The 21,083-nt window shown below is 61.0% G+C and carries 19 protein-coding genes; 9 read left to right on the top strand and 10 right to left on the bottom strand.

All coding sequences use genetic code 11. The features are described 5' to 3' along the window. Positions 1-90 precede the first annotated feature (90 nt). Both L8K08_RS00360 and sugE read left to right on the top strand, forming a co-directional pair. Positions 91-1,056, top strand: a complete 966-nt coding sequence (locus L8K08_RS00360) for a bile acid:sodium symporter family protein (protein ID WP_242193635.1) — start codon at positions 91-93, stop codon at positions 1,054-1,056. Positions 1,057-1,162: 106 nt separating this feature from the next. Further along, positions 1,163-1,477, top strand: coding sequence for a quaternary ammonium compound efflux SMR transporter SugE (sugE, locus tag L8K08_RS00365; protein WP_010166396.1), 315 nt, complete (start codon positions 1,163-1,165; stop codon positions 1,475-1,477). 117 nt (positions 1,478-1,594) lie between these two features. On the opposite strand, the gene L8K08_RS00370 is transcribed toward sugE, so the two are convergent. From L8K08_RS00370 to L8K08_RS00380, 3 genes are all read right to left on the bottom strand, one after another. Next, on the bottom strand, positions 1,595-3,469 hold the full coding sequence (locus L8K08_RS00370; RefSeq protein WP_242193637.1) for an MFS transporter: 1,875 nt from the start codon (positions 3,467-3,469) through the stop codon (positions 1,595-1,597). Positions 3,470-3,550: 81 nt separating this feature from the next. Next, the gene (locus tag L8K08_RS00375; protein WP_242193639.1) at positions 3,551-4,699 is read right to left on the bottom strand and encodes a TDT family transporter; all 1,149 of its coding nucleotides are present in this window, start codon (positions 4,697-4,699) and stop codon (positions 3,551-3,553) included. Positions 4,700-4,813: 114 nt separating this feature from the next. Then, a complete protein-coding gene (locus L8K08_RS00380; protein ID WP_242193640.1) occupies positions 4,814-6,001 on the bottom strand; it encodes an MFS transporter in 1,188 nt (395 codons plus the stop codon). A 91-nt stretch (positions 6,002-6,092) separates the two neighbouring features. Here L8K08_RS00380 and L8K08_RS00385 point away from each other — a divergent pair, with 91 nt between their 5' ends. Further along, positions 6,093-6,638 (top strand): TetR/AcrR family transcriptional regulator, encoded by a 546-nt coding sequence (locus L8K08_RS00385; RefSeq protein WP_242193642.1) that lies wholly within the window; start codon positions 6,093-6,095, stop codon positions 6,636-6,638. 393 nt (positions 6,639-7,031) lie between these two features. Here the strand turns inward: L8K08_RS00385 and L8K08_RS00390 are convergent, their stop codons facing one another. The 4 genes from L8K08_RS00390 to L8K08_RS00405 all read right to left on the bottom strand — a co-directional run bounded on the left by L8K08_RS00390 (position 7,032) and on the right by L8K08_RS00405 (position 10,208). Further along, the gene (locus L8K08_RS00390) at positions 7,032-7,811 is read right to left on the bottom strand and encodes an ABC transporter permease (RefSeq protein WP_058420148.1); all 780 of its coding nucleotides are present in this window, start codon (positions 7,809-7,811) and stop codon (positions 7,032-7,034) included. Beyond that, complete coding sequence (locus tag L8K08_RS00395; RefSeq protein WP_145166060.1) at positions 7,808-8,740, bottom strand: ABC transporter ATP-binding protein; 933 nt, start codon at positions 8,738-8,740, stop codon at positions 7,808-7,810. Before L8K08_RS00395 ends, L8K08_RS00390 begins: the two co-directional genes overlap by 4 nt. Before the next feature lie 134 nt (positions 8,741-8,874). Next, positions 8,875-9,492, bottom strand: a complete 618-nt coding sequence (locus L8K08_RS00400; RefSeq protein ID WP_145166061.1) for a glutathione S-transferase — start codon at positions 9,490-9,492, stop codon at positions 8,875-8,877. A gap of 56 nt (positions 9,493-9,548) precedes the next feature. Next, positions 9,549-10,208: a transglutaminase family protein gene (locus L8K08_RS00405; protein WP_119735554.1), complete on the bottom strand. Its 660-nt coding sequence runs from the start codon at positions 10,206-10,208 to the stop codon at positions 9,549-9,551. A 191-nt stretch (positions 10,209-10,399) separates the two neighbouring features. Between L8K08_RS00405 and L8K08_RS00410 the strand changes: the two genes are divergently transcribed. Both L8K08_RS00410 and L8K08_RS00415 read left to right on the top strand, forming a co-directional pair. Further along, positions 10,400-12,847: an acyl-CoA dehydrogenase gene (locus L8K08_RS00410; protein WP_145166062.1), complete on the top strand. Its 2,448-nt coding sequence runs from the start codon at positions 10,400-10,402 to the stop codon at positions 12,845-12,847. A gap of 75 nt (positions 12,848-12,922) precedes the next feature. Then, positions 12,923-13,330, top strand: a complete 408-nt coding sequence (locus L8K08_RS00415) for a PA2817 family protein (protein WP_145166063.1) — start codon at positions 12,923-12,925, stop codon at positions 13,328-13,330. A 129-nt stretch (positions 13,331-13,459) separates the two neighbouring features. Here the strand turns inward: L8K08_RS00415 and L8K08_RS00420 are convergent, their stop codons facing one another. Then, a complete protein-coding gene (locus L8K08_RS00420) occupies positions 13,460-14,392 on the bottom strand; it encodes a LysR family transcriptional regulator (protein WP_242193644.1) in 933 nt (310 codons plus the stop codon). An 89-nt stretch (positions 14,393-14,481) separates the two neighbouring features. Between L8K08_RS00420 and L8K08_RS00425 the strand changes: the two genes are divergently transcribed. Next, positions 14,482-15,108 carry an alanyl-tRNA editing protein gene (locus L8K08_RS00425; RefSeq protein WP_242193646.1) on the top strand — a complete coding sequence of 209 codons (627 nt, stop codon included), beginning with the start codon at positions 14,482-14,484 and terminating at the stop codon, positions 15,106-15,108. Between the two features lie 201 nt (positions 15,109-15,309). Here the strand turns inward: L8K08_RS00425 and L8K08_RS00430 are convergent, their stop codons facing one another. Beyond that, on the bottom strand, positions 15,310-16,884 hold the full coding sequence (locus L8K08_RS00430) for an alkaline phosphatase D family protein (RefSeq protein WP_242193648.1): 1,575 nt from the start codon (positions 16,882-16,884) through the stop codon (positions 15,310-15,312). Then, positions 16,881-17,435 carry a GNAT family protein gene (locus tag L8K08_RS00435; RefSeq protein ID WP_242193650.1) on the bottom strand — a complete coding sequence of 185 codons (555 nt, stop codon included), beginning with the start codon at positions 17,433-17,435 and terminating at the stop codon, positions 16,881-16,883. Before L8K08_RS00435 ends, L8K08_RS00430 begins: the two co-directional genes overlap by 4 nt. Positions 17,436-17,625: 190 nt before the next feature. On the opposite strand from L8K08_RS00435, the gene L8K08_RS00440 reads away from it, so the two are divergent. The 3 genes from L8K08_RS00440 to L8K08_RS00450 are packed head-to-tail and all read left to right on the top strand — an operon-like array spanning position 17,626 to position 21,080. After that, entirely contained in the window at positions 17,626-18,033 is a 408-nt protein-coding gene (locus tag L8K08_RS00440; RefSeq protein WP_145166068.1) for a biopolymer transporter ExbD, read from the top strand. A 2-nt stretch (positions 18,034-18,035) separates the two neighbouring features. Continuing rightward, positions 18,036-18,770, top strand: a complete 735-nt coding sequence (locus L8K08_RS00445; protein WP_119735549.1) for an energy transducer TonB — start codon at positions 18,036-18,038, stop codon at positions 18,768-18,770. 24 nt (positions 18,771-18,794) lie between these two features. Continuing rightward, on the top strand, positions 18,795-21,080 hold the full coding sequence (locus L8K08_RS00450) for a TonB-dependent receptor (protein WP_242193652.1): 2,286 nt from the start codon (positions 18,795-18,797) through the stop codon (positions 21,078-21,080). Positions 21,081-21,083: the final 3 nt, after the last annotated feature.

The following is a 21,083-nucleotide window of genomic DNA, read 5'->3' on the forward strand; positions in this document are numbered from 1 at the left end:
GACAAACCGAGGTGCCTGCATCGCAGGCAAGCCAGCTCCCACATTTGATCGCGCTGCTCTCCCGAACACTCTAATAACAAGGACATCCCCATGCGCGCACTCGCCGCCTTGAGCCGCTTCGTCGGCAATACCTTCGCCTACTGGGTGTTGATTTTCGCGGTGCTCGCCTTCCTCGAGCCCGGCTGGTTCATTGGCCTGAAAGGCGCCATTGTGCCGCTGCTGGGCCTGGTGATGTTTGGCATGGGGCTGACCTTGAAACTTGAAGATTTCGCCGAGGTTGCCCGCCACCCGTGGCGTGTGGCCCTGGGCGTGGTCGCGCACTTTGTGATCATGCCGGGCGTGGCGTGGTTGCTGTGCCAGGCCTTTCACCTGCCGGCGGAAATTGCCGTCGGCGTGATCCTCGTCGGGTGCTGCCCAAGCGGCACCTCGTCCAACGTGATGACCTGGCTGGTCCGTGGTGACCTGGCGTTGTCGGTGGCGATTGCCGCCGTTACCACCCTTCTCGCCCCACTGCTCACGCCGGCGCTGATCTGGCTGCTGGCGTCGGCCTGGCTGCCGGTGTCGTTCATGGAGTTGTTCTGGTCGATCCTGCAGGTGGTGCTGCTGCCGATCGTGCTCGGCGTGGTCGCACAGCGTGTGCTCGGCGAGCGCGTGCGTCATGCGGTGGACGTGCTGCCATTGGTGTCGGTGGTGAGCATCGTGATCATCGTTGCGGCCGTGGTGGCGGCGAGTCAGGCCAAGATCGCTGAATCAGGCCTGTTGATCATGGCCGTGGTGATGCTGCACAACAGCTTCGGCTACTTGCTGGGTTACTTCACCGGCCGGTTGTTCAAACTGCCACTGGCCCAGCGCAAGTCGCTGGCACTGGAAGTCGGCATGCAGAACTCCGGGCTGGGCGCCGCGTTGGCCAGTGCGCATTTTTCGCCATTGGCGGCGGTACCCAGTGCGCTGTTCAGCGTCTGGCACAATATTTCCGGGGCGTTGCTGTCGACCTACTTCCGCCGCATGAGCGAAAAGGAAGACCGCCGCGTACTGGAAAACACGCCGCAAACTTGATCACCAGATCGATATTCGGCACTCTACCGAGCTTCGCGGGGACGACCCCGCGACGCTGTCGAGCGCTATTCCAGGGGACGACCCCACTTTTAGAAGAGAGGTCATCATGTCCTGGATCATCCTGTTTTTTGCCGGGCTGTTTGAAGTGGGCTGGGCGGTCGGTTTGAAGTACACCGATGGTTTCAGCAAGCCATTGCCCACCGCCCTGACGATTGCCGCCATGGCCATCAGCCTCGGCCTGCTGGGCCTTGCCATGAAAGAACTGCCGCTGGGCACCGCCTATGCCATCTGGACCGGTGTCGGCGCGGTGGGCACGGTGATCGCCGGGATCATCCTGTTTGGCGAGTCCATGGCGTTGTTCCGGTTGGCCAGTGTGGCGTTGATTATCTGCGGGCTGATTGGCCTTAAGATTAGCGCCTAATTCACTGTCGCTATCGCAGGCAAGCCAGCCCCCACATTAAACCGCGTTCGCTTGAACAACTCGGTCAACTGTGGGAGCGGGCTTGCTCGCGAAGAGGCCCGAACAGTCAGTAAAAAACTACCTGACAGTCCCGCGCAACACCCCCACCCGCTCCTGCAACTGCGCAGGCGTCGCGGCCTCGACCGTCACCGGCTCACCCGCCACCAGCACCACCCGCGACCAGATCCGGTGAAAGAACCCCTTGTTCGGATCGCGACTGAAAAAACTCCCCCACAAGCCCTGCAACGCCATGGGAATCACCGGCACCGGCGTCTCTTCCAGAATGCGCGTCACGCCCCCGCGGAACTCATTCATCTCACCGTCCCCGGTGAGCTTGCCTTCCGGAAAAATGCACACCAACTCGCCTTCCTTCAGGTAGTGGGCAATCCGCGCGAAGGCCTTTTCGTAGATATGGATATCCTCGTGACGCCCGGCAATCGGAATCGCCCCCGCAGTGCGAAAGATAAAATTGAGCACCGGCAAACGGTAGATCTTGTAGTACATGACAAAGCGAATCGGCCGACGCACTGCACCGCCGATCAACAGCGCATCGACAAACGACACGTGGTTGCACACCAGCAACGCCGCGCCCTCATCCGGAATCAGCTCGAGGTTGCGGTGCTCCACGCGGTACATGGAATGGCTGAGCAGCCAGATCATGAAACGCATGGTGAACTCGGGGACGATTCTGAAGATGTAGGTGTTGACCGCGATATTGAGCAGCGACACCACCAGGAACAACTCGGGGATCGACAGCTTGGCCACGCTCAACAGCAGGATCGACACGATGGCCGACACCACCATGAACAGCGCATTGAGAATGTTGTTGGCCGCGATCACCCGCGCACGCTCGTTTTCGGCGGTGCGCGACTGGATCAGCGCATACAGCGGCACGATATAAAAGCCGCCGAACACGCCCAGCCCGAGGATATCGAACAACACCCACCAGGCCTGGCCGTAGCCGAGTACGCCGAGCCAGTCATGTTCCTGAGCACTCTGCGGGAAGCCGCCGGAGTGCCACCACAGCAGCAGCCCGAACACTGTCAGGCCAAATGAGCCAAAGGGCACCAGGCCGATTTCCACCTTACGCCCGGAGAGCTTTTCACAGAGCATCGAGCCCAGAGCGATACCGACCGAGAACACCGTGAGGATCAAGGTCACCACAGTTTCGTCGCCGTACAACCACTCCTTGGCGTAGGCCGGGATTTGCGTCAGGTAGATCGCGCCGACAAACCAGAACCACGAGTTGCCGACAATCGAACGTGACACCGCCGGGGTCTGCCCCAGGCCCAGGCGCAAGGTGGCCCACGATTCGCTGAATATGTTCCAGTTCAGGCGCAGCCCTGGGGTAGACGCCGCCGCGCGCGGAATGCTGCGGCTGGCCAAGTAACCCAGCACTGCCACACCGACAATTGCCACGGCCACGACCGGTGCGTAATGGGTCGAAGACATCATGATCCCGGCGCCAATGGTGCCGGCCAGGATCGCCAGAAACGTGCCCATTTCCACCAGACCGTTACCGCCCACCAATTCATCGTCGTGCAGGGCCTGGGGCATGATCGAATACTTCACCGGCCCGAACAGCGCCGAGTGCGTGCCCATGGCAAACAGCGCCAGCAGCATCAGCTCCAGGTGATTGAACAGGAAACCGGTGGCGCCGACGCTCATGATCACGATCTCACCGATCTTGATCGCGCGGATCAATGCGTCCTTGTTGAATTTCTCGCCGAATTGCCCGGCCAGCGCCGAGAACAGGAAGAACGGCAGGATAAACAACAACGCGCACAGGTTGACCCAGATCGAGCGGTCACCGTCGATGGTGAGCTTGTAGAGAATGGCCAGGATCAGTGATTGCTTGAAGATGTTGTCGTTGAAGGCGCCCAGCAACTGGGTGATGAAAAACGGCAGGAAACGCCGTGTGCGCAGCAAGGTAAATTGTGAGGGGTGGCTCATCGTCCGTGTTCCTGCGTGGCCTGGTAGGCTTGATTGCCGATTTTTTATAAAAAGACAGGCCACGACTTTACCTAATCCCGCTTACTTATTCCCTAGTCCTGCAATGCATGGCGATACAAAAAGCTCACCTTTGTAGGCGCCCTGCACGGTGCGCGTGGCAACGATCAGCCACATCAGCGCCAACGCCACCACCAGCACGCACCCGAACACACTGAAGAACCCTAGGTGCAGCAGGCTCGCAAGCTTCAGTGTGGCCAAGGCATAAACCCCCAGCGGGAAGGTAAAACCCCACCAGCCCAAGTTGAACGGAATGCCGGCGCGCAGGTAACGCAGGGTGATCAACACGGCGATCAGCATCCACCACAGGCCAAAGCCCCACAGGGTAATGCCGGCCACCAGGCCGAGGCCGTTGGCCATCTCCCCGGCGCCTGGCAAACCGTTGGCCGCGAAGATCGCCGGTGCGTCGCCGCCCAGCAGCAACATGCCCAATGCACCGGTGCCGATAGGGCCGAGGGCCAGCCAGCTGGACGCGGCCATGTTGGCGTGAGGCAGTTTGTGCAAGGCCATGCGCAGCATCAGGATGGTCAGGATGCTGAAGGCTACCGGCAGGGAAAACGCCCACAGCACATAGCTGGTCACCAGCATCACCAGTTGCGAGTGAGCGTCGGCCAGGTGCGGCGCCAGCAGGCCACCGCTGGCGGCAGCGACTTCAGCGGCGACCACCGGCAACAGCCACACGGCGGTCATCTGATCGATGCTGTGCTGCTGACGCGTGAACATCATGAATGGGATCAGCACGCCGCAGGCCAGGGCCATCGCCACGTCCAGCCACCATAAGGCTTCGGCCAACGGCACCACATCGGCGCCCCAGCGCGGCAGCCCAAACAGCAGCAAGCCATTGATAATCGTCGCCAGGCCCATGGGGATGGTGCCAAAGAACATCGAGACGGTGGAGTGCCCGAAAATCCGCCGCGCCTCGTGGAAAAACATCAGCCAGCGGGCCGCGTACAACACGCTGAACAGCACGAACAGGCCGACGGTGAACATCCACAGCCCTTCGGCAATGGTGTGCAAGCCGGGCAAGTGGGTCGGCACTTGAGCCAGCGCAAGGGCCAGCACACCGGTGCCCATGGTGGCGGCAAACCAGTTGGGCGTGAACTGACGAATCACTTCCCGTGGACGGGCCAGGTGACTGAAGGGTTTGTAGGTGATGGCAGTTGAGCAGGTCATGTTGGCAATCCTCTTCCTCGCATGAGGTTGAGATCATCATAGAACCGGATTGAATATCTATATAACGGGTAATATCTCTATCTGTTATCTACTTTGCCAATATAGACACTCGAGCTAAACCGTTGCCTTGGCTCGCGCCGCCCCCTGGATCAGCAAGCCTGCCAGCGCGCCGAGCGCCAATACGATGAGCACTGCGCCATAACCATCGGTGGTGGCGATCAGGCCAAACACGCGGCTCAGGTTGCCCGCCAGCAGGGCCGGCACGCAGAACGCCAGGTAGCTCAGCACATAAAAAGCCGACATCAACCCGGCCCGCTCATGGGGCAACGCCAGGCTGACGATACTGCGCACACTGCCCATGAACCCGCCGCCGAAACCGAAGCCTGCAATCACACTGGCAACAAAGAACAGCCACAGGCTGGCGCTCTGCACCGCAACCAGCAACAACGCCACGCCCACCGCCAGCAGGACCGCGGAGAGACGCATGACCTTGTCTGCCGGGTGATCGCGCAGGCTGTAAATCATCACCGCACCGCTTAAGGTCACGACTGCAACTAGGCCGCCGCCGATCAAGTGCGAGGTCGAACCGGTCGCCGCCCGCACCAGCGAAGGCGCCAGGGATGAAAAGAACCCGCCCAGCGCCCACACCGCCACATTCAGCGGCATCGCCAGCCACAAGGCCCGACGCGCTTGCGCGGGGACATGCAGAGTGGGCGCCAGCGACCTCAAGGCACCCGGCAGGCGGCTGACGGTTTCCGGCAAGCGCCACACATAAAGCGCCTGCAGCACCATCAGGCCCAGCAGCGTGAAGTAGATCAATTGGGTCGGGCGTGGCGCGTATTCCACCAGCAAGCCACTGCCCAAGGCACCGCAGGCCATGCCCAACAGCGGCGCGAGGCTATTGAGCATCGGCCCGCGCAGGCGGTCGGTGTCCAACAGCGTCGCCGCCAGCACCGCGGTAGCCGTGCCCGTGGCGAAACCTTGCAGCGCCCGGGCGGCAATCAGGTAGGCGGTGCTGTCAGCATTGATAAACAGCAGCATCGCCACAATATTCAGCAACAGCGCGGCGAAAATCACCGGCTTGCGCCCCACGTGGTCCGACAGCGAACCGACGGTCAACAGCGCCGCCAGCAAGCTCACGGCGTATACCCCGAAGATCACCGTCAGCATTGCTGCGGAGAAATGCAGGTTGTCCTGATACACCTGATACAACGGCGTCGGCGCGCTGGACGCAGCCAGGAAGGTCAACATCGTGATGACCAGGAACGCCAGGCTGGAACGTTGAGAAATGACGCTAGACATGTGCACACTCCGCTAAAGCTAATATTTTGCTTTTGCAGAGTGTGCTACTCGCAAGCGCTTAAAGCAAATTCTTTGTGTTAAGGTTTTACGCATGGCGATTAAAGAAGGCCTTCGCCCGGGGGGCCGCAGTGCCCGGGTTCAAGAATCAGTGCATAACGCCGCGCGCGAATTGCTGGAAGCCCATGAGCGTTCCAGCGTTACCGTGCCGATGATCGCTGCGCGTGCGGGCGTCACGCCGTCGACCATCTACCGCCGCTGGGGCGACTTGTCTGCGCTGCTCGCCGACGTGGCGCTGGAACGCCTGCGCCCAGACAGTGAACCCGCCAACACCGGCAGCCTGCGCGGCGATTTGCGTGCGTGGGGCGAGCAATACCTGGACGAAATGAGTTCCGAGCTTGGGCGCAACATGATGCGCGACGTGCAGTGCAGCCATCCCCGGGACTACTGCAGCAACATCCTGATGGGCCAGATGCAGGTCATTCTCGACCGCTACCAGAGCACCCACGACGTACTGCCGAGCCTGGACCGGTTGCTCAACCTGATCGCCGCGCCCACGGTGTATCGCAGCCTGTTTGCCAGTGCGCCGCTGCCGGTTGAAGAACTGCATGAACTGATCGACCTGGCACTGAAAGGCTAAGGGCCCAGCGCCTGCAGAAAAGCAGCGCTTGGCAGTCTGACAGACCACCCGATCTTGAGAGCTAAACTCGATCAACTTGTGGGAGCGGGCTTGCTCGCGAAGGCGGTGGATCAGTCAACTCATGTGTAGCTGACACACCGCCTTCGCGGGCAAGCCCGCTCCCACATTTGGAGCTCTGTGCTTCAGATAGAAATGTGTTGCTGTGCTTTTGCCCTGCTTTTGCTTCTACCACTCAGGTCGGCTTTCAGGCCGCCGTGCTCTGCTTTTGATCTTGATCTGACAGGCCCCGTCAACCACGCTGGCCGAACGCAGGCAAGCCAGCCCCCACACGGTTTTCGTGCACTCCATAAAAAAGGCCTCATAAAGAGGCCTTTTTTTATTCCAACTGACTGCTTACGTTCGCATCCCGCGCCCGCTCACCAGCAACCGCGCGCAGCCGACATACAGCACCACGGTGGCCACCAGCATGAAGGTGATTGCCACGCTGATCTTGATATCCGACACGCCCAGGATGCCGTAGCGGAAGGCGTTGACCATGTGCAGCACCGGGTTGGCCAGCGACACAGTCTGCCAAAACGGCGGCAGCAAGGTGATGGAGTAGAACACCCCGCCCAGGTAGGTCAGTGGTGTCAGCACGAAGGTCGGGATGATCGAAATATCATCGAAGTTGCGCGCGAACACCGCGTTGATAAAGCCCAGCAGCGAAAAGATCGTCGCCGTCAGCACCACCACCAAAATGGTGACGCCCAGATGATGCACTTGCAGGTGAGTGAAGAACAGCGACAGCAAGGTCACGATCACGCCCACCATCAAGCCACGCAGCACACCGCCCAGGGTGTAGCCGATCAGGATGGTGTGTGGCGACACCGGCGACACCATCAATTCTTCGATGGAACGCTGGAACTTGCTGCCGAAAAAGCTGGAGACCACGTTGCCGTAGGAGTTGGTGATCACCGACATCATGATCAGGCCCGGCACGATGTATTCCATGTAAGTGAAGCCACCCATGTCGCCGATCTGGCGGCCGATCAGGTTACCGAAGATCACGAAGTACAGGACCATGGTGATCGCCGGCGGCAGCAGCGTTTGCGGCCAGATCCGGGTAAAGCGCTTCACTTCGCGGTAGACGATGGTCTGCAGCGCGACAAGGTTGGGTTGCAGTTCGGAACTCATACCGCCACCTTCGCCAGATTTTTCTCCACCAGGGACACGAACAACTCCTCAAGGCGATTGGTTTTATTACGCAGGCTCAGCACTTCGATATTCTGCGCGGCCAATTGGGTGAACAACGCCGTGATGCCCATGGCCTTGTCCACCTGGACTTCCAGGGTATGACCATCGACCAGTCGGCTTGGGTAGCCAAGCAGCTGCGGCGCCACCGACAGGTTGTTTTTCAGGTCGAGCAGGAAGGTTTCCACATGCAGCTGGCCCAGCAGGTTACGCATGCTGGTGTTCTCGACAATGGTGCCGTGGTCGATGATGCCGATGTTGCGGCACAGCTGCTCAGCCTCTTCCAGGTAATGGGTGGTGAGGATGATGGTGATGCCCTTCTCGTTCAGCTCGGTGAGGAAGGTCCACATCGAGCGACGCAACTCAATGTCCACACCTGCGGTGGGCTCGTCGAGGATCAGCAGGCGCGGTTCGTGCACCAGCGCACGGGCGATCATCAGGCGGCGCTTCATGCCGCCGGACAGCGAACGCGAAGGCACGTCGCGCTTGTCCCACAGGCCCAGCTGGGTCAGGTACTGCTCGGCGCGCTCCTTGGCGACTTTCGCCGGGATGCCGTAGTAGCCAGCCTGTGTCACGACGATGTCGAACGTCTTTTCGAACTGGTTGAAGTTGAATTCCTGGGGCACTACGCCGATGGAACGCTTGAGCGCCGCCGGGGATTTGTCCAGGTCATGACCAAAGATATTCACCGTGCCGCTGGTCTTGTTGACCAAGGTGGAGAGGATACCGATGGTGGTGGATTTGCCGGCGCCGTTAGGGCCGAGCAAAGCGAAGAAGTCACCTTCAGCAACATCCAGATCGATACCACTCAGGGCCTGGAAACCGTTGCCGTAGGTTTTGGTTAGCTGCCGGATGGACAGAGCGGAACTCATATCGGAATACGCACCAAAGAAGGGAATAGAAACAGTAGATGAGGGCGCAGCCCAGGTAGTTCAACGGCGGCGCATGACAGGCATGGTGCTTGCCCGCGCCGCACAAGTACAGTCACCCGTATTAATAGTGGGTATTAAGTCAACGCGGTCATCACCGCTTTACGGTACGCCGGCCGTTGCTGCAGACGGTGATACCAGGCCTCTAGATGGGGCATCGAAGGCCGTTCGATGGGCATTTCGAACCAGGCATAAATAAAGCTGCCGAGCGGGATATCGCCCATGCCAATGTCGTTGCCCGACAGGTAAGGCTGCTCTGCCAGGGCTTTATCCACGGTGCTCAATGCGTCGATACAGGCCTGGCGCCCGGCATTGATGCTGTCCCAGTTCTGTTTTTCCGGCGGGGTGCGCAGGATGCCCCAGAACACCGCCTTGAACGGTTCGGCGAGGGTCGAGGTGGTCCAGTCCATCCACTTCTCGGCATTGGCCCGGGCTTGCAGGTCGCTTGGGTACCAGCTCGACGCCTGCCTGGCGCAGAGATAACGCACGATGGTGTTGGACTCCCACAGCACAAAGTCGCCATCTTCGATCATCGGCACCCGGCCATTGGGGTTCAGCGCGCGGTATTGCGGTGTATCGACCACACCAAATGCCCCGCCCGCATCAATTGCTTCATAGTCCAGGCCGAGTTCCTCGGCGCACCACAGTGCTTTCCTGACGTTTGATGAATTTTTACGACCCCAGATTTTCAGCATGACCGCGCCTTATCGTTGATGAACATGGCTTGATGAACGCAGCAGCATACGCCGGTTCAGGCGCGGCTTAAATCGCTCTGCATGTCCCCCAGCAGGGTCGGCATGTCCTCGGCAAACAGGTGCGGGTAACACTGCTGAATATGCGCGAAGAAAAACCCCTCCGGCACGTCGGAAAACTGCCCGTGGTCCCGCACGTACTCCATCGAGCGCCGGCCCTGGCGGTTGAAGGCGTGAAACACGCTGTCGTTGATCCCATCGAATTCCAGCGGCGGTACATCAAACACCTCGCACAGCTGCTGGTTGAACGCCGGCGTGGCCTTGACCCAACGGCCACGCAGGTACAACTCGGTGTAGCCGTGCATGGCGAACACATCGCTTTTGAGCAGGGCGATCAGGCGCGGTGTCGAGAGGTGATTGCGCACGTCCGCCAGGCCGATGCGTGCCGGGATGCCGCAGTGGCGGGCACAGGCGGCCAGCAGGGTGGCCTTGGGCACGCAATAGCTCTCACCGGCGGCGAGGGCAAAGCTGGCGCTCAAGGTGCCTGGGTCGCGGCTGAAGGTGTAAGGGTTGTAGCGAATCGCCTCACGCACGGCGTAATAAAGACTGACTGCCTGGTCACGTAAATCCGCGCTCGGGCCGCGATGTTTTTCGGCGAACTCCACCACCGCAGGGTGGTCACTATCGATGAAGCGGCTGGGACTCAGGTACGTATCCATGCGCGTTATCTCCGAAGGAAGCCTTGAGTCTAACGACTGGTCTGGCGCAGAGATAACGACGATTCGGCCAAATGTCGGCGCCTGGCGGTCGGTGCTTCGCGTACAACTCGTTACACCCTGATCACCGCGCTTTTTCGGATGCCGACTAAGCTCCATGGTGGTTTCGCCCCTGGTTTCACGGAGGATTGAATATGCTGTTGTTGTGGATACTGGTTCTGGTGGTCGGCATTGCCTACTTGGCACACCGCCGCACCGCGCCCCTGCCCGCCCTGGGCGTGGTCGCCGTTTACCTGCTGGCGATGGGCGCCTGGAGCCACGCACCGGGTTGGCTGCTGCTGATCTTCTGGGTATTGATCGCCGCCGTGGCCCTGCCCTTGCTGCTGCCCGACCTGCGTCGTCAATACTTCACCAAGCCGCTGTTCAGCTGGTTCCAGAAAGTCCTGCCGCCGATGTCCGAGACTGAGCGCGACGCGATTGATGCCGGCACCGTGTGGTGGGATGGCGAACTGTTCAGCGGCCGCCCCGATTGGGACAAGTTGCTGGCCTACCCCAAGGCGCAACTGACCGAAGAAGAACAGGCCTTCATCGACGGCCCCACCGAAGAACTCTGCGCGATGGTCAGCGACTGGGAAATCGGCCAGGCCATGGACCTGCCGCCCGCCGCCTGGGAGCACATCAAGACCCACGGCTTCTTCGCCCTGATCATTCCCAAGGAATACGGCGGCAAGGGCTTCTCGGCCTATGCCCACTCGCAGGTCGCGATGAAACTCGCCACCCGCAGCGGCGACCTGGCATCCACCGTGATGGTGCCCAACTCCCTTGGCCCGGCCGAGCTGCTGCTGCATTACGGCACCGACGAGCAACGCAACCACTACCTGCCGCGCCTGGCGCGTGGCGATGACATCCCATGCTTTGCGCTGACGGGCCCACTGGCCGGCTCCGACGCCGGCGCCATGCCCGACACCGGCGTGATCTGCAAAGGTGAATGGGAAGGCAAGGAAACCCTTGGCCTGCGCCTGAACTGGGAAAAACGCTACATCACTCTCGGCCCGGTCGCGACCCTGCTGGGGCTGGCGTTCAAGGCGCATGACCCGGACCACCTGCTGGGCGATAAAGAAGACTTGGGCATCAGCCTGGCGCTGATCCCGACCGACACCCCCGGCGTCGAAATCGGCCGTCGTCACTTGCCGCTGGGCGCTGCGTTCATGAACGGCCCCAACTCCGGCAAAGACGTGTTCATCCCCCTGGAATTCCTCATCGGCGGCCAGGAAATGCTCGGCAAGGGCTGGATGATGCTGATGAACTGCCTGTCGGTGGGCCGTTCGATCTCCCTGCCTGCGGTCGGTACCGGTGCAGCCAAGTTCACCAGCCTGGTAACGGGCCAATACGCCCAAGTGCGTGAGCAGTTCAACGTGCCGCTGTCGGCGTTCGAAGGTATCCAGGAAGCCCTGGCGCGCATCGGCGGCAACGCCTGGCTGATGGACAGCGCACGCATGCTTACCGCCAATGCAGTCGACCTGGGGGAGAAACCCTCGGTGCTGTCGGCCATTCTCAAGTACCACCTCACCGAGCGCGGCCGCGAATGCATCAGCCACGCCATGGACGTGCACGGCGGCAAGGGCATCATCATGGGCCCGAACAACTACCTGGGCCGTAACTGGCAAGGCGCACCGATCTTCATCACCGTGGAAGGCGCGAATATTCTTTCGCGCAACCTGATGATCTTTGGCCAGGGCGCGATTCGCTGCCATCCGTTCGTGCTCAAGGAAATGGCCCTGGCCGGCCGCGAAGACCGCGATCAGGCATTGAAGGAATTCGACGGCCTGCTGATGCAACACATCGGCTTTGCCGTGAGCAATGCCGCCAGTACGCTGGTGCTGAACCTGGGCGTAGGTCACTTCGAGAAAGCGCCGGGCAACCGCCTGAGCCAGGGTTACTTCCGCGCACTGAACCGTCAGGCTGCTGCGTTCGCCCTGCTCGCTGACTTGAGCATGATGCTGCTGGGCGGCGAGTTGAAACGTCGCGAACGCCTGTCGGCACGCCTGGGCGATGTGCTGAGCCACATGTACCTGGCGTCGGCGGCGCTCAAGCGTTACCACGACCTGGATTCGCCGGACCATCTGGAACCGCTGTTCGCCTGGGCCATGGAAGAAAGCCTTGGCGAGTCGGAGCGTGCGCTGGATGAGCTGCTGAGCAACTTCCCTAACAGGGTGCTCGGTTGCCTGCTGCGGGTCATCGTGTTCCCGTTCGGGCGCCGCCACACCGGACCGTCCGATGCACTGGACGCCGAGGTGGCCGCGGTGATTGGGCGTGCCAAAGGCGACCCGACCCTCGAAGAGTTGCTGGCGGGCTGCTACCGCCCGCAATCGGCAGAAGACCCGGTCGGCGCCCTGCAACACGCCTACGACCTGCTCGGTGCCAGCCACCCGCTGCAGAAAAAACTCCACGCGGCGCTCAAAAGTGGTCAGGTCAAACCCACCGCTGGCGAACACGTCATCGACGCCGCCCTGCACGCCGGCGTGCTGCAACCGGGCGAAGCGCAAACCCTGCGCGACGCCGAAGCTGCACGGCGCAAGGTGATCGACGTGGATGATTTCAGCAAGGAAGAGCTGACCCAGGCTGAGGGTAAAGTCCGCTGATACCAGCGGTCATATAAAAACGGGCGCTTGAGCTATATACTCTCGCGCCCGTTTTTGCTTTAGAGGACTTATCTCGTGTCCAACGTCGTTGCCGATCATCTCGTCTTGCTCGACCACTTGCGCAGCATCCTGGTTGCCGTCGGCGAAGCCGAACAGGTGCCCGAGGAAAGCCACACCCTGTTTCTGGAGCGCTTCGACGAATTGCGCGCCCTGCTGCCGATCGACCCGATCGAGAGCCAGTACCTGGGCCAGGACCTGATGAGCCAAGTCATCCTGCGCTACCCGCAAATCGCCCACCTGGTGCCACGCGACCTGCTGTGGTTTTTTGGCGGTGATTGCCTGCACTTCATGCCGGATGAAGAACTGGACCTGTACCAGGCCCTGGAAGAGCGTCGCTTCGAGGCCGAACAGAACGACGAACCGTTCGACTGGAACCAGGAAAAGCAGCTGCTGGCCATGCCGCACGACCAGAGCAAGCACTGATCTGCAGGCCACAACCGAACTAAATGTGGGAGCGGGCTTGCTCGCGAATACGGCGGATCAATCAACATTTTTGGCGACTGACACACCGCATTCGCGAGCAAGCCCGCTCCCACCTTTTAACCGCGTTCCCTACCTTCGACGCAGTGTCGGTTCGCGTGCCATACACTCGACCAGATAATCGATAAACACCCGCAACTTCGGCGGCAGATACCGCGTCGGCGAATGCAGCAACCACGCCTCGCCATGATAAGAGGCAATAAAATCCCACGCCGGCAACACCTGCACCAAACGCCCCTCCTCCAACGCATGCCGCGCAGTGAAGTACGGCAAGCTGCCAATGCCCACATGCTGCAACACCGCATCCAGCCGGACCCCGGTGTGATTCGCCGCATACCGTCCGCGCACGCCGACCGTCACCGCTTTGCCGCCCTGGCGGAATTTCCAGCGCGAATCGCCCGGGGTTTCGCCCAGGTAAATGCAACTGTGTTCGAGCAAATCATGCGGATGGCCCGGCGTGCCGTGCTCGGCCAGGTACTCCGGCGTCGCGCACAGCAAATGTTCGATGGGCAACAATTGTCGGCCGACCAACCCGGGCGGTGGGCTGTCGGTGATGCGGATACTCAGGTCGACGTTGTCATCGATCAGGTCCACATGCCGGTCCTCAAGAATCAGCTGCACATCCACTTTGGGATAGCGGCGCAAGAACTCCGGCATATGCGGATGCACCGCGAACCGCCCGACCGCCTTGGGTACGCTGACCCGCACCAGCCCTTCGGCTTCATGGGTAAACTGGCCGCTGATTTCCATCACCGAACGCGCTGCGTTGACCATTTCCTGGCAACGCTTGAACACCTCTTCGCCCCCCTCGCTCAGGCGCAATTTGCGTGTAGTGCGTTGCAGCAACCGCGTGGCCAGGGCCTGTTCGAGGCGCGAAATACTGCGGCTCACCGCCGAGGGTGAAACGCTCAGTTGCCGCGCGGCTTCAGAGAAGCTGCCGGTTTCCACGACTTTGACGAAAATCGCCATTTCACCCAGCAGAGGCAGAGGAGGATTGATGCTCATGACGCACAGGTCCATTGATAATTGAGCGGATTATCACCCATCTACGCACTATTTATACTGCCCGTAGAACCCTGATGCGGATGTAGATGATGACCGAGCGCCTGTTTTTTACCCATGACCACCTGACCGCCGAGCTTGAAGTGCTGGCCTGTACGCCGCACGAGGACCAGTTTGCCGTCACGCTGCAGTCAACCCTCTTCCACCCGCAGGGCGGCGGGCAACCGTTCGACACCGGTTGGCTCGGCGACAGCCAGGTGGTGCGCGTCACCCAGGAAGCCGATCGCGTCGTGCACTATGTTGACCGCCCTGTGGCGCCCGGCCCGATCACCGCACGGGTCGATGAACAGCGCCGCGCCCTGTACACGCGCCTGCATTCGGCCGGGCATCTGATCGGCAATGCCGGGGAAAGCTTGGGCTGGATGCCGATCAAAGCCCATCACTGGCCGGGCGAATGCAAAATCACCTTTATCCGCGGGCAAGCGGCGCAAGCCATCGATGCCGAGGCGATTCAAACGCAGATCAACCAATGGATCGCCGAGGACCACGCGCGCCAGATGACGCTGGAAGATGGCACCCGCAAAGTCGGCTTCGGCAAATTGCCCGCTTATGCGTGTGGCGGCACCCATGTGCAAGCCTTGAGCGAACTGGGCCACGTCACGATCCTGGCCCTGTCGGAGAAAAAGGGCGCGCTGTCGGTGCGTTACAGCCTCGACTAAGATTCCAGCGACAAGGCCTCCTGTGGCGAGCGGGCTTGCCCCGCGTTGGGGCGCGAAGCGGCCCCAATACAGTCACCGCATTTTTTCAGAAAGAGGTAATTGTCAGGTTTTGGGGGCTGCTTCGCAGCCCAACGCGGGGCAAGCCCGCTCGCCACAGCAAGCCCGCTCGCCACACCCAACCTGCACACACCCCACTGTGCATCAAACCGCAATCGCCCCCGCCCTCCCCGGCTCCACCACAAATGACTTGAGCGTCGACACCGTCGCCGCCGGGTCACGTGGGTCAGTGATCACCCGGAAGTTCGTCAGCATCTTCGACGCCTCAAGCTTCACCGACACGTACCCACGCTGGCGACTGTCGAAAAACTTCACGTGCGGATTGAGCGGCAAGATCTGGCTGAAGGCGTCAAAGGGCGGGCCATCGGAGGTGACCGAGCTGCCAACGAACTCGGTGGCAACGATAGGCGAGTCCGGATTGTTACCATCGGCATGCAGGTCAGTGGTCCAGAACGAATGGATATCACCGCCCCAGAACACCGGGTTCTTGACCTGATTGCGCGTGATGGACGCCAGCATGCGTGAGCGGTTGGCCATGTAGCCGTCCCAGCCATCGGTCCAATGCCCGACCTGATGGCTGGTCAGGTCACGCTGGATCAGCGGCGCCACCAGCAAGTCCTGGGCGATGACATTCCACTGCGCTTTCGACTGGGCAAACCCCTGGTCGAGCCAGGCTTCCTGTTGCCAGCCAAGCATCGTGCGGCCGGGGTCGCGCAGGTCCTTGCAGGTGTTGGCGGCGATATGCCCCTGGTGACTGCCGTTAGCCTGAATACACGGCTGCTCGGAGCGGTATTGGCGGCCATCAAGCACATGAAAACGCGCCAGCCGACCATAATCGAGGCGCCGGTAAATGCGCATGTCCGGCCCTTTCGGCACACTGCTGACACGCAGTGGCATATGTTCGTAAAACGCCTGGTACGCCACCGCCCGTTGCCTTAAAAACTGCTCAACCGGAATCTTCGGGTCCTGGGACCAGCGGTTGGCGTAGTCATTCTGCACCTCATGGTCGTCCCACGTGGCCACGCTGGGTGCTGCCGCGTGCAAAGCCTGCAGGTCCGGGTCGGTTTTATACAGCGCGTAGCGGTTGCGGTAGTCACACAGGCTCACGGCATTGCCGCTGCCGTGCGGGCGGATGATCTTGCCTGAGTCCGCTGCGTACGAGCTGTCGTAGATGTAATCGCCGAGAAAAAACACCAGATCGGGTTGCTCCGCCGCCAGGTGACGGTAGGCACTGAAGTAGCCACGCTCCCAGTGCGAGCAGGAGACAAACCCCACGCTCGCCGCCGCCATGGCGTGCAGCGGCGGCGCGGTACGTGCCTGGCCCACCGGGCTCTGTGCGCCGAGGCCGTCGAACTGATACCAATACGGCCTGCCCGCTTCCAACCCGGCAACCTCGACATGCACCGAATGGGCAAACCGCTCAGTCGCCATGACATCGCCTTGCTTGACGATACGCGTCATCGCCGCATCACTGGCCACGCGCCAACGCACCGGCACGGCGCGGCTCAACCCGCCGCGCCCGTCCGCAGCATTGAACAACGGCGCCAGGCGCGTCCAGATCACAAAGCCATCCGGCAACGGGTCGCCGGAGGCCACGCCGAGGGTGAACGGGTAATCAACCCCGGCGCTGCGCGCAAACGGGCTTAAGATCGAAAACGCGGTGGCAACCGCCAGCCCGGCGAGTAGCCGGCGCCGATCATGATCCACTGCGCCACTCACAACGCTCGCTCCCAGTCGCCGCGCACGCTGGCGAATGTCAGCAAATCCTCGTACACACCGTTCTTGAAAAACGCTTCGCGCAGACAGCCTTCATAGTGCAGGCCAATTTTCTGCATGACCCGCGCCGATTCCTGGTTGCGACCAAAACACCGGCTGCCGACGCGCTGCAACCCCAGTTCGGTGAAGCCGAAGTCCATCACTGCACGCGCCGCTTCTGCGGCGTAGCCCGCGTTGCGACGATGGGCCGCCACCCAGTAGCCAAGGTGACCATAGTGATGACGGGCGTTGATCCGCAGGCTGACCATGCCGATCAATTCACCGGTTTCGCGCAGGTGCATGCCCAGGCCCAGCAGTCCGCCCGCACGGTATTTTTCCTGCATCTGCGCGATAAACGTCTGCGCGACTTCCAAGGTGTAGGGCGACGGAATGTTCGCGGTGTTGTCGGCAATGGTGGGCTCGTTGACGAGGCTGAAAAGTATCTCGGCCTGGCTCATTTCCAGCGCCTGCAATAGAAGTCGTGGTGTGGATATTTGAGGCAGTGCAGTCGGCATACGGGGCAGCCCTCGAGGTAAATTCTTTCAGAATGTACGCCCTTCGTGTCAGTTTCATTACGTCATGAAACCGCAAGGCAAAACGCCTGAAAGACTCGTCCTAGAGCCTTCAAAACGTCAATTAAAGTTAACCATTCGGTCATTTTTGGTTGTTAGCGTGTCGCCCCTAATTCAATGACGGGGCAACAGAATGAGAACCTGGGATGAACCCAAGAAACGCAAGGCGCACATCGAGCTGATCCCGATGATCGACGTGATGATGTTCCTCCTGGTGTTTTTCGTACTGGTGAGTTTGAACGTGATTCCGGCACTCGGCATGAAGACTCAATTGCCCAGCGCCAGCAGCTCGCAGCAACTCAAGCCGCAGAACAAATTCATCCTCACCCTGGGCCTGCAAGGCCAGCTGCAACTCGATGGCAAGGACCTCACGGTCGACGCCCTGGTCCCTGCGCTGAAAGCCGCTGAAAAGCCGGATACCAAGTCGACCATCATCGTCAACAGCGACAAAGGCGTGGAAGTTGCGCGCCTGGTGGAAGTCATGGACACCCTGCGCCTGGGTGGCTTTACCTCCGTGTCCATCGCCACGCGTAAGTCCTGATCATGTATGCCCTGTTTCGTGCGCGTCGGCTGCTGGGCAGTGTCCCGGCCCTGATCGCCCTGGTGCTGATTGCACTGGGTATCCAGTCCCAACCCCTGAAAATCCAGCCGCAGTATGACGAGTCGGCGGTTGAACTTGCCCTGGTCGAGCCCGAGCCCGAAGTGGTGCCCGAGCCCGTGGTGGAGCAGGAGCCACCGCCGCCGGTGATTGAGGATGAAGAGGCCGAACCGGCCCCGCCGCCACCACCGCCCAAACCCTTGCCAAAACCTGAACCCAAACCCAAGCCGGTGCCCAAACCCAAGCCGGTGGTCGCCGCCAAACCGACGCCAACGCCAGCGCCAGTGGCGCCGGTTGCTGCCAAGCCGGTACAGGCCGCCGTTGCGCCGACACCTGCGCCACCTGCCCCGCCGGCGCCACCCAAAGTAGATGGCCAGGCACTGGAAGGCGGCTACCTCAAAGGCCTGCGCAACGAGTTGGACACGTACAAGCAATACCCCACCGGGCGCCAGGCGTCTCTCGAACGCCCCAGTGGCGAGGTGGTGGTCTGGTTGATGGTGGACCGACAAGGCCGCGTGCTCGATGCCGGAATCCAGACCCCGGCGCCGAGCATGCTGCTCAACCGAGCCGCTACCAATAGCCTGCGTCGCATCAAGCAGGTCAAGCCGTTCCCCGAACAAGCCTTCGGTGGACGTAACGAGCAACGCTTCACCGCCACCTTCAACTACAGCGTGCAATAAGCACCCGACACCAGGACGACAGTGATGAGGTTCACCCGTATTCATCTGGCACTCGTTGCCGCGACTAGCATGAGCCACGCAGTGGTCATGGCCGATACCAATGACAGTGACGTCGGCACGATTGGAATACAGGGGGGCAAGGCAACCGCGGGGGGCGGTTACATGGTCCAGGAAGAGAGCGCCAAGGGCCGCTCGACCATCACCAAGGAAGCGCTGGACAAGCAAACCGCCACCGGCAACGCCATCGACAAGCTCAAGTACACGCCGGGCCTGAACATTTCCAGCGAGGACAACACCGGTCTGTCGGGCTTTCGCTTCACCATGCGCGGCATGAACTCCGACCAGGTCGGTATGTCGGTCGATGGCATGCCGATCAACGACTCCGGCAACTACGCGCTGTATTCCAACCTGCTGGGCGATCCGGAAAACATCGACCAGATCTTCGTCACCCAGGGCTCGTCGGAAGCGGATGGCCCGCATATCGGTTCCAGCGGCGGCAACATCGGCATTGTGACCATCCGCCCGACCAAGGAAACCGGGGCCTTCGTCAAACAAGTGGTGGGCAGCAATGCCACGCGCAAGACCTTTGCGCGCCTCAACACCGGTGAGGTCAACGGCCTGAGTAACTGGCTGTCGGCCTCGCACACCGAAGGCCAGATGTGGCGTGGCTCGGGCGCGGTGCGTGCGGACAAGGTGGAGTGGAACAGCTTTTTCGACGCCGGCAACGGCAACACCGCCAACCTGATCCTCAAGTACCACGAGCAGGACAACAACAGTTACAGCCAGCTGACCAAGGCGCAGTTCCAGCAGTTCGGCCGCAAATATGACCCGTACCCGGCCAAGCCGGCGCTGGGCGCCAACGGCAAGATCAGCAGCTACTACGACCTGGCGCAGAACCCGTTCCAGACCTTTACCGCCGTGCTCAACACCCAGTACAAGCTGAGCGACAACCTGGCGCTGTCGGTGATCCCGTATTACTACTACGGCAACGGCAGCGGCGTGGGCTCCCCCGCTTATGCGCTCAACAGCGGCTCGAACAAGGGCGGCGTTTTCGACCTCGGCAACCTGCCAACGCAGGCCCAGTACAACGCCGACGGTTCGTCCACCACGGGCGTTTACTACCGCCCTTCGCGCACACAGACCTGGCGCCCTGGCATCACCACCAAACTCAACTGGGACCTGGGTGATCACAGCCTGCAATTCGGCTACTGGTACGAACGCGCGCGCCAAAGCCAGACCCAGCCGTTCATTGCCCTCAAAAACAGCGGCAAGCCCAGCGACACCTGGCCGGATGGCGACTCGGTGGTCGATGCCAACGGCAATACCGTACAGGGCCGCGATCGCTACACCGTGACGCCGGCGCAAAAAGTCTGGGCCCAGGACACCTGGTACATCAATTCGGACTGGACCCTGATCGCCGGCCTTGCCTACATGAACGTCGAGCGCGAAGGCACCAACCACGGCAGCCTCACCGAGCAACCGGGCAAAGCTGACCAGACCTACAACAAATTGCTGCCCAATGCCGGCCTGAAATACCAGCTCGACGAGCGTGATCAGTTGTTCTACAGCCTGTCACGCAACATGCGCATTCCGCAGAACTACGTGCTGTACGACAAAGGCGTCGGCTCGCTGGACTCCAAGCCGGAACTGAGCTGGAACCAGGAACTGGGCTGGCGCTACACCGGCGAAGACATGACCCTCGCTGCCACCTTGTTCTACATGCAGTTCAAGAACCGCCAGCTCACGTCCCTGGACAGCAATGGGGACTCGGCCGACATCAACGCCGGCACCGTGATCAACAAAGGCCTGGAACTGGAGTGGAGCGGCAAGCTGGCGCACAACTTCAATTACTACACCTCCTACACCTACACCAGCTCCAAGCAGCAGGACGACCTGACCGTCTTCAGCGCCGGCAAACCGATTGTGCTGCCCACCAGCGGCAAGCAGTTCGCCAACGTGCCGACCAATATGCTGGCGGCCAACGTCGGCTATGACGACGGGCGCTTCTACGGCACCTTCGGCGGCAAGTTCACCAGCAAACTTTATGGCGACCTGACCAACGACGAAGCCATCTCTGCGCGCACCATTTTCAACCTCGGCGCCGGTATCTACCTGCCCGTGGACAAGAAAGTCGTCAAGGACGCGACCCTGCGCCTGAACGTCGACAACCTGTTCGACAAGAAGTACCTGGACGGCGTGTACACCACCAAAACCAACGCGGCGAGCTACAGCGGTTTCCGCGATGGCGACCCGGCCTACATCGTTGGCCTGGACCGTACCGTCACTGTTTCCCTGGAAGCGAATTTCTAACTG

Origin of the sequence: Pseudomonas sp. TREG-RG-20F-10-E-6-01 (assembly GCF_022662455.1) — a bacterium.
Lineage (GTDB): Bacteria > Pseudomonadota > Gammaproteobacteria > Pseudomonadales > Pseudomonadaceae > Aquipseudomonas.

Excerpts from the sequence above, each read along its gene's own strand:
- L8K08_RS00360 (WP_242193635.1), top strand. The coding sequence starts at position 91 with ATGCGCGCACTCGCCGCCTTGAGCCGCTTCGTCGGCAATACCTTCGCC.
- sugE (WP_010166396.1), top strand. The coding sequence starts at position 1,163 with ATGTCCTGGATCATCCTGTTTTTTGCCGGGCTGTTTGAAGTGGGCTGG.
- L8K08_RS00370 (WP_242193637.1), bottom strand. The coding sequence starts at position 3,469 with ATGAGCCACCCCTCACAATTTACCTTGCTGCGCACACGGCGTTTCCTG.
- L8K08_RS00375 (WP_242193639.1), bottom strand. The coding sequence starts at position 4,699 with ATGACCTGCTCAACTGCCATCACCTACAAACCCTTCAGTCACCTGGCC.
- L8K08_RS00380 (WP_242193640.1), bottom strand. The coding sequence starts at position 6,001 with ATGTCTAGCGTCATTTCTCAACGTTCCAGCCTGGCGTTCCTGGTCATC.
- L8K08_RS00385 (WP_242193642.1), top strand. The coding sequence starts at position 6,093 with ATGGCGATTAAAGAAGGCCTTCGCCCGGGGGGCCGCAGTGCCCGGGTT.
- L8K08_RS00390 (WP_058420148.1), bottom strand. The coding sequence starts at position 7,811 with ATGAGTTCCGAACTGCAACCCAACCTTGTCGCGCTGCAGACCATCGTC.
- L8K08_RS00395 (WP_145166060.1), bottom strand. The coding sequence starts at position 8,740 with ATGAGTTCCGCTCTGTCCATCCGGCAGCTAACCAAAACCTACGGCAAC.
- L8K08_RS00400 (WP_145166061.1), bottom strand. The coding sequence starts at position 9,492 with ATGCTGAAAATCTGGGGTCGTAAAAATTCATCAAACGTCAGGAAAGCA.
- L8K08_RS00405 (WP_119735554.1), bottom strand. The coding sequence starts at position 10,208 with ATGGATACGTACCTGAGTCCCAGCCGCTTCATCGATAGTGACCACCCT.
- L8K08_RS00410 (WP_145166062.1), top strand. The coding sequence starts at position 10,400 with ATGCTGTTGTTGTGGATACTGGTTCTGGTGGTCGGCATTGCCTACTTG.
- L8K08_RS00420 (WP_242193644.1), bottom strand. The coding sequence starts at position 14,392 with ATGAGCATCAATCCTCCTCTGCCTCTGCTGGGTGAAATGGCGATTTTC.
- L8K08_RS00425 (WP_242193646.1), top strand. The coding sequence starts at position 14,482 with ATGACCGAGCGCCTGTTTTTTACCCATGACCACCTGACCGCCGAGCTT.
- L8K08_RS00435 (WP_242193650.1), bottom strand. The coding sequence starts at position 17,435 with ATGCCGACTGCACTGCCTCAAATATCCACACCACGACTTCTATTGCAG.
- L8K08_RS00440 (WP_145166068.1), top strand. The coding sequence starts at position 17,626 with ATGAGAACCTGGGATGAACCCAAGAAACGCAAGGCGCACATCGAGCTG.
- L8K08_RS00445 (WP_119735549.1), top strand. The coding sequence starts at position 18,036 with ATGTATGCCCTGTTTCGTGCGCGTCGGCTGCTGGGCAGTGTCCCGGCC.
- L8K08_RS00450 (WP_242193652.1), top strand. The coding sequence starts at position 18,795 with ATGAGGTTCACCCGTATTCATCTGGCACTCGTTGCCGCGACTAGCATG.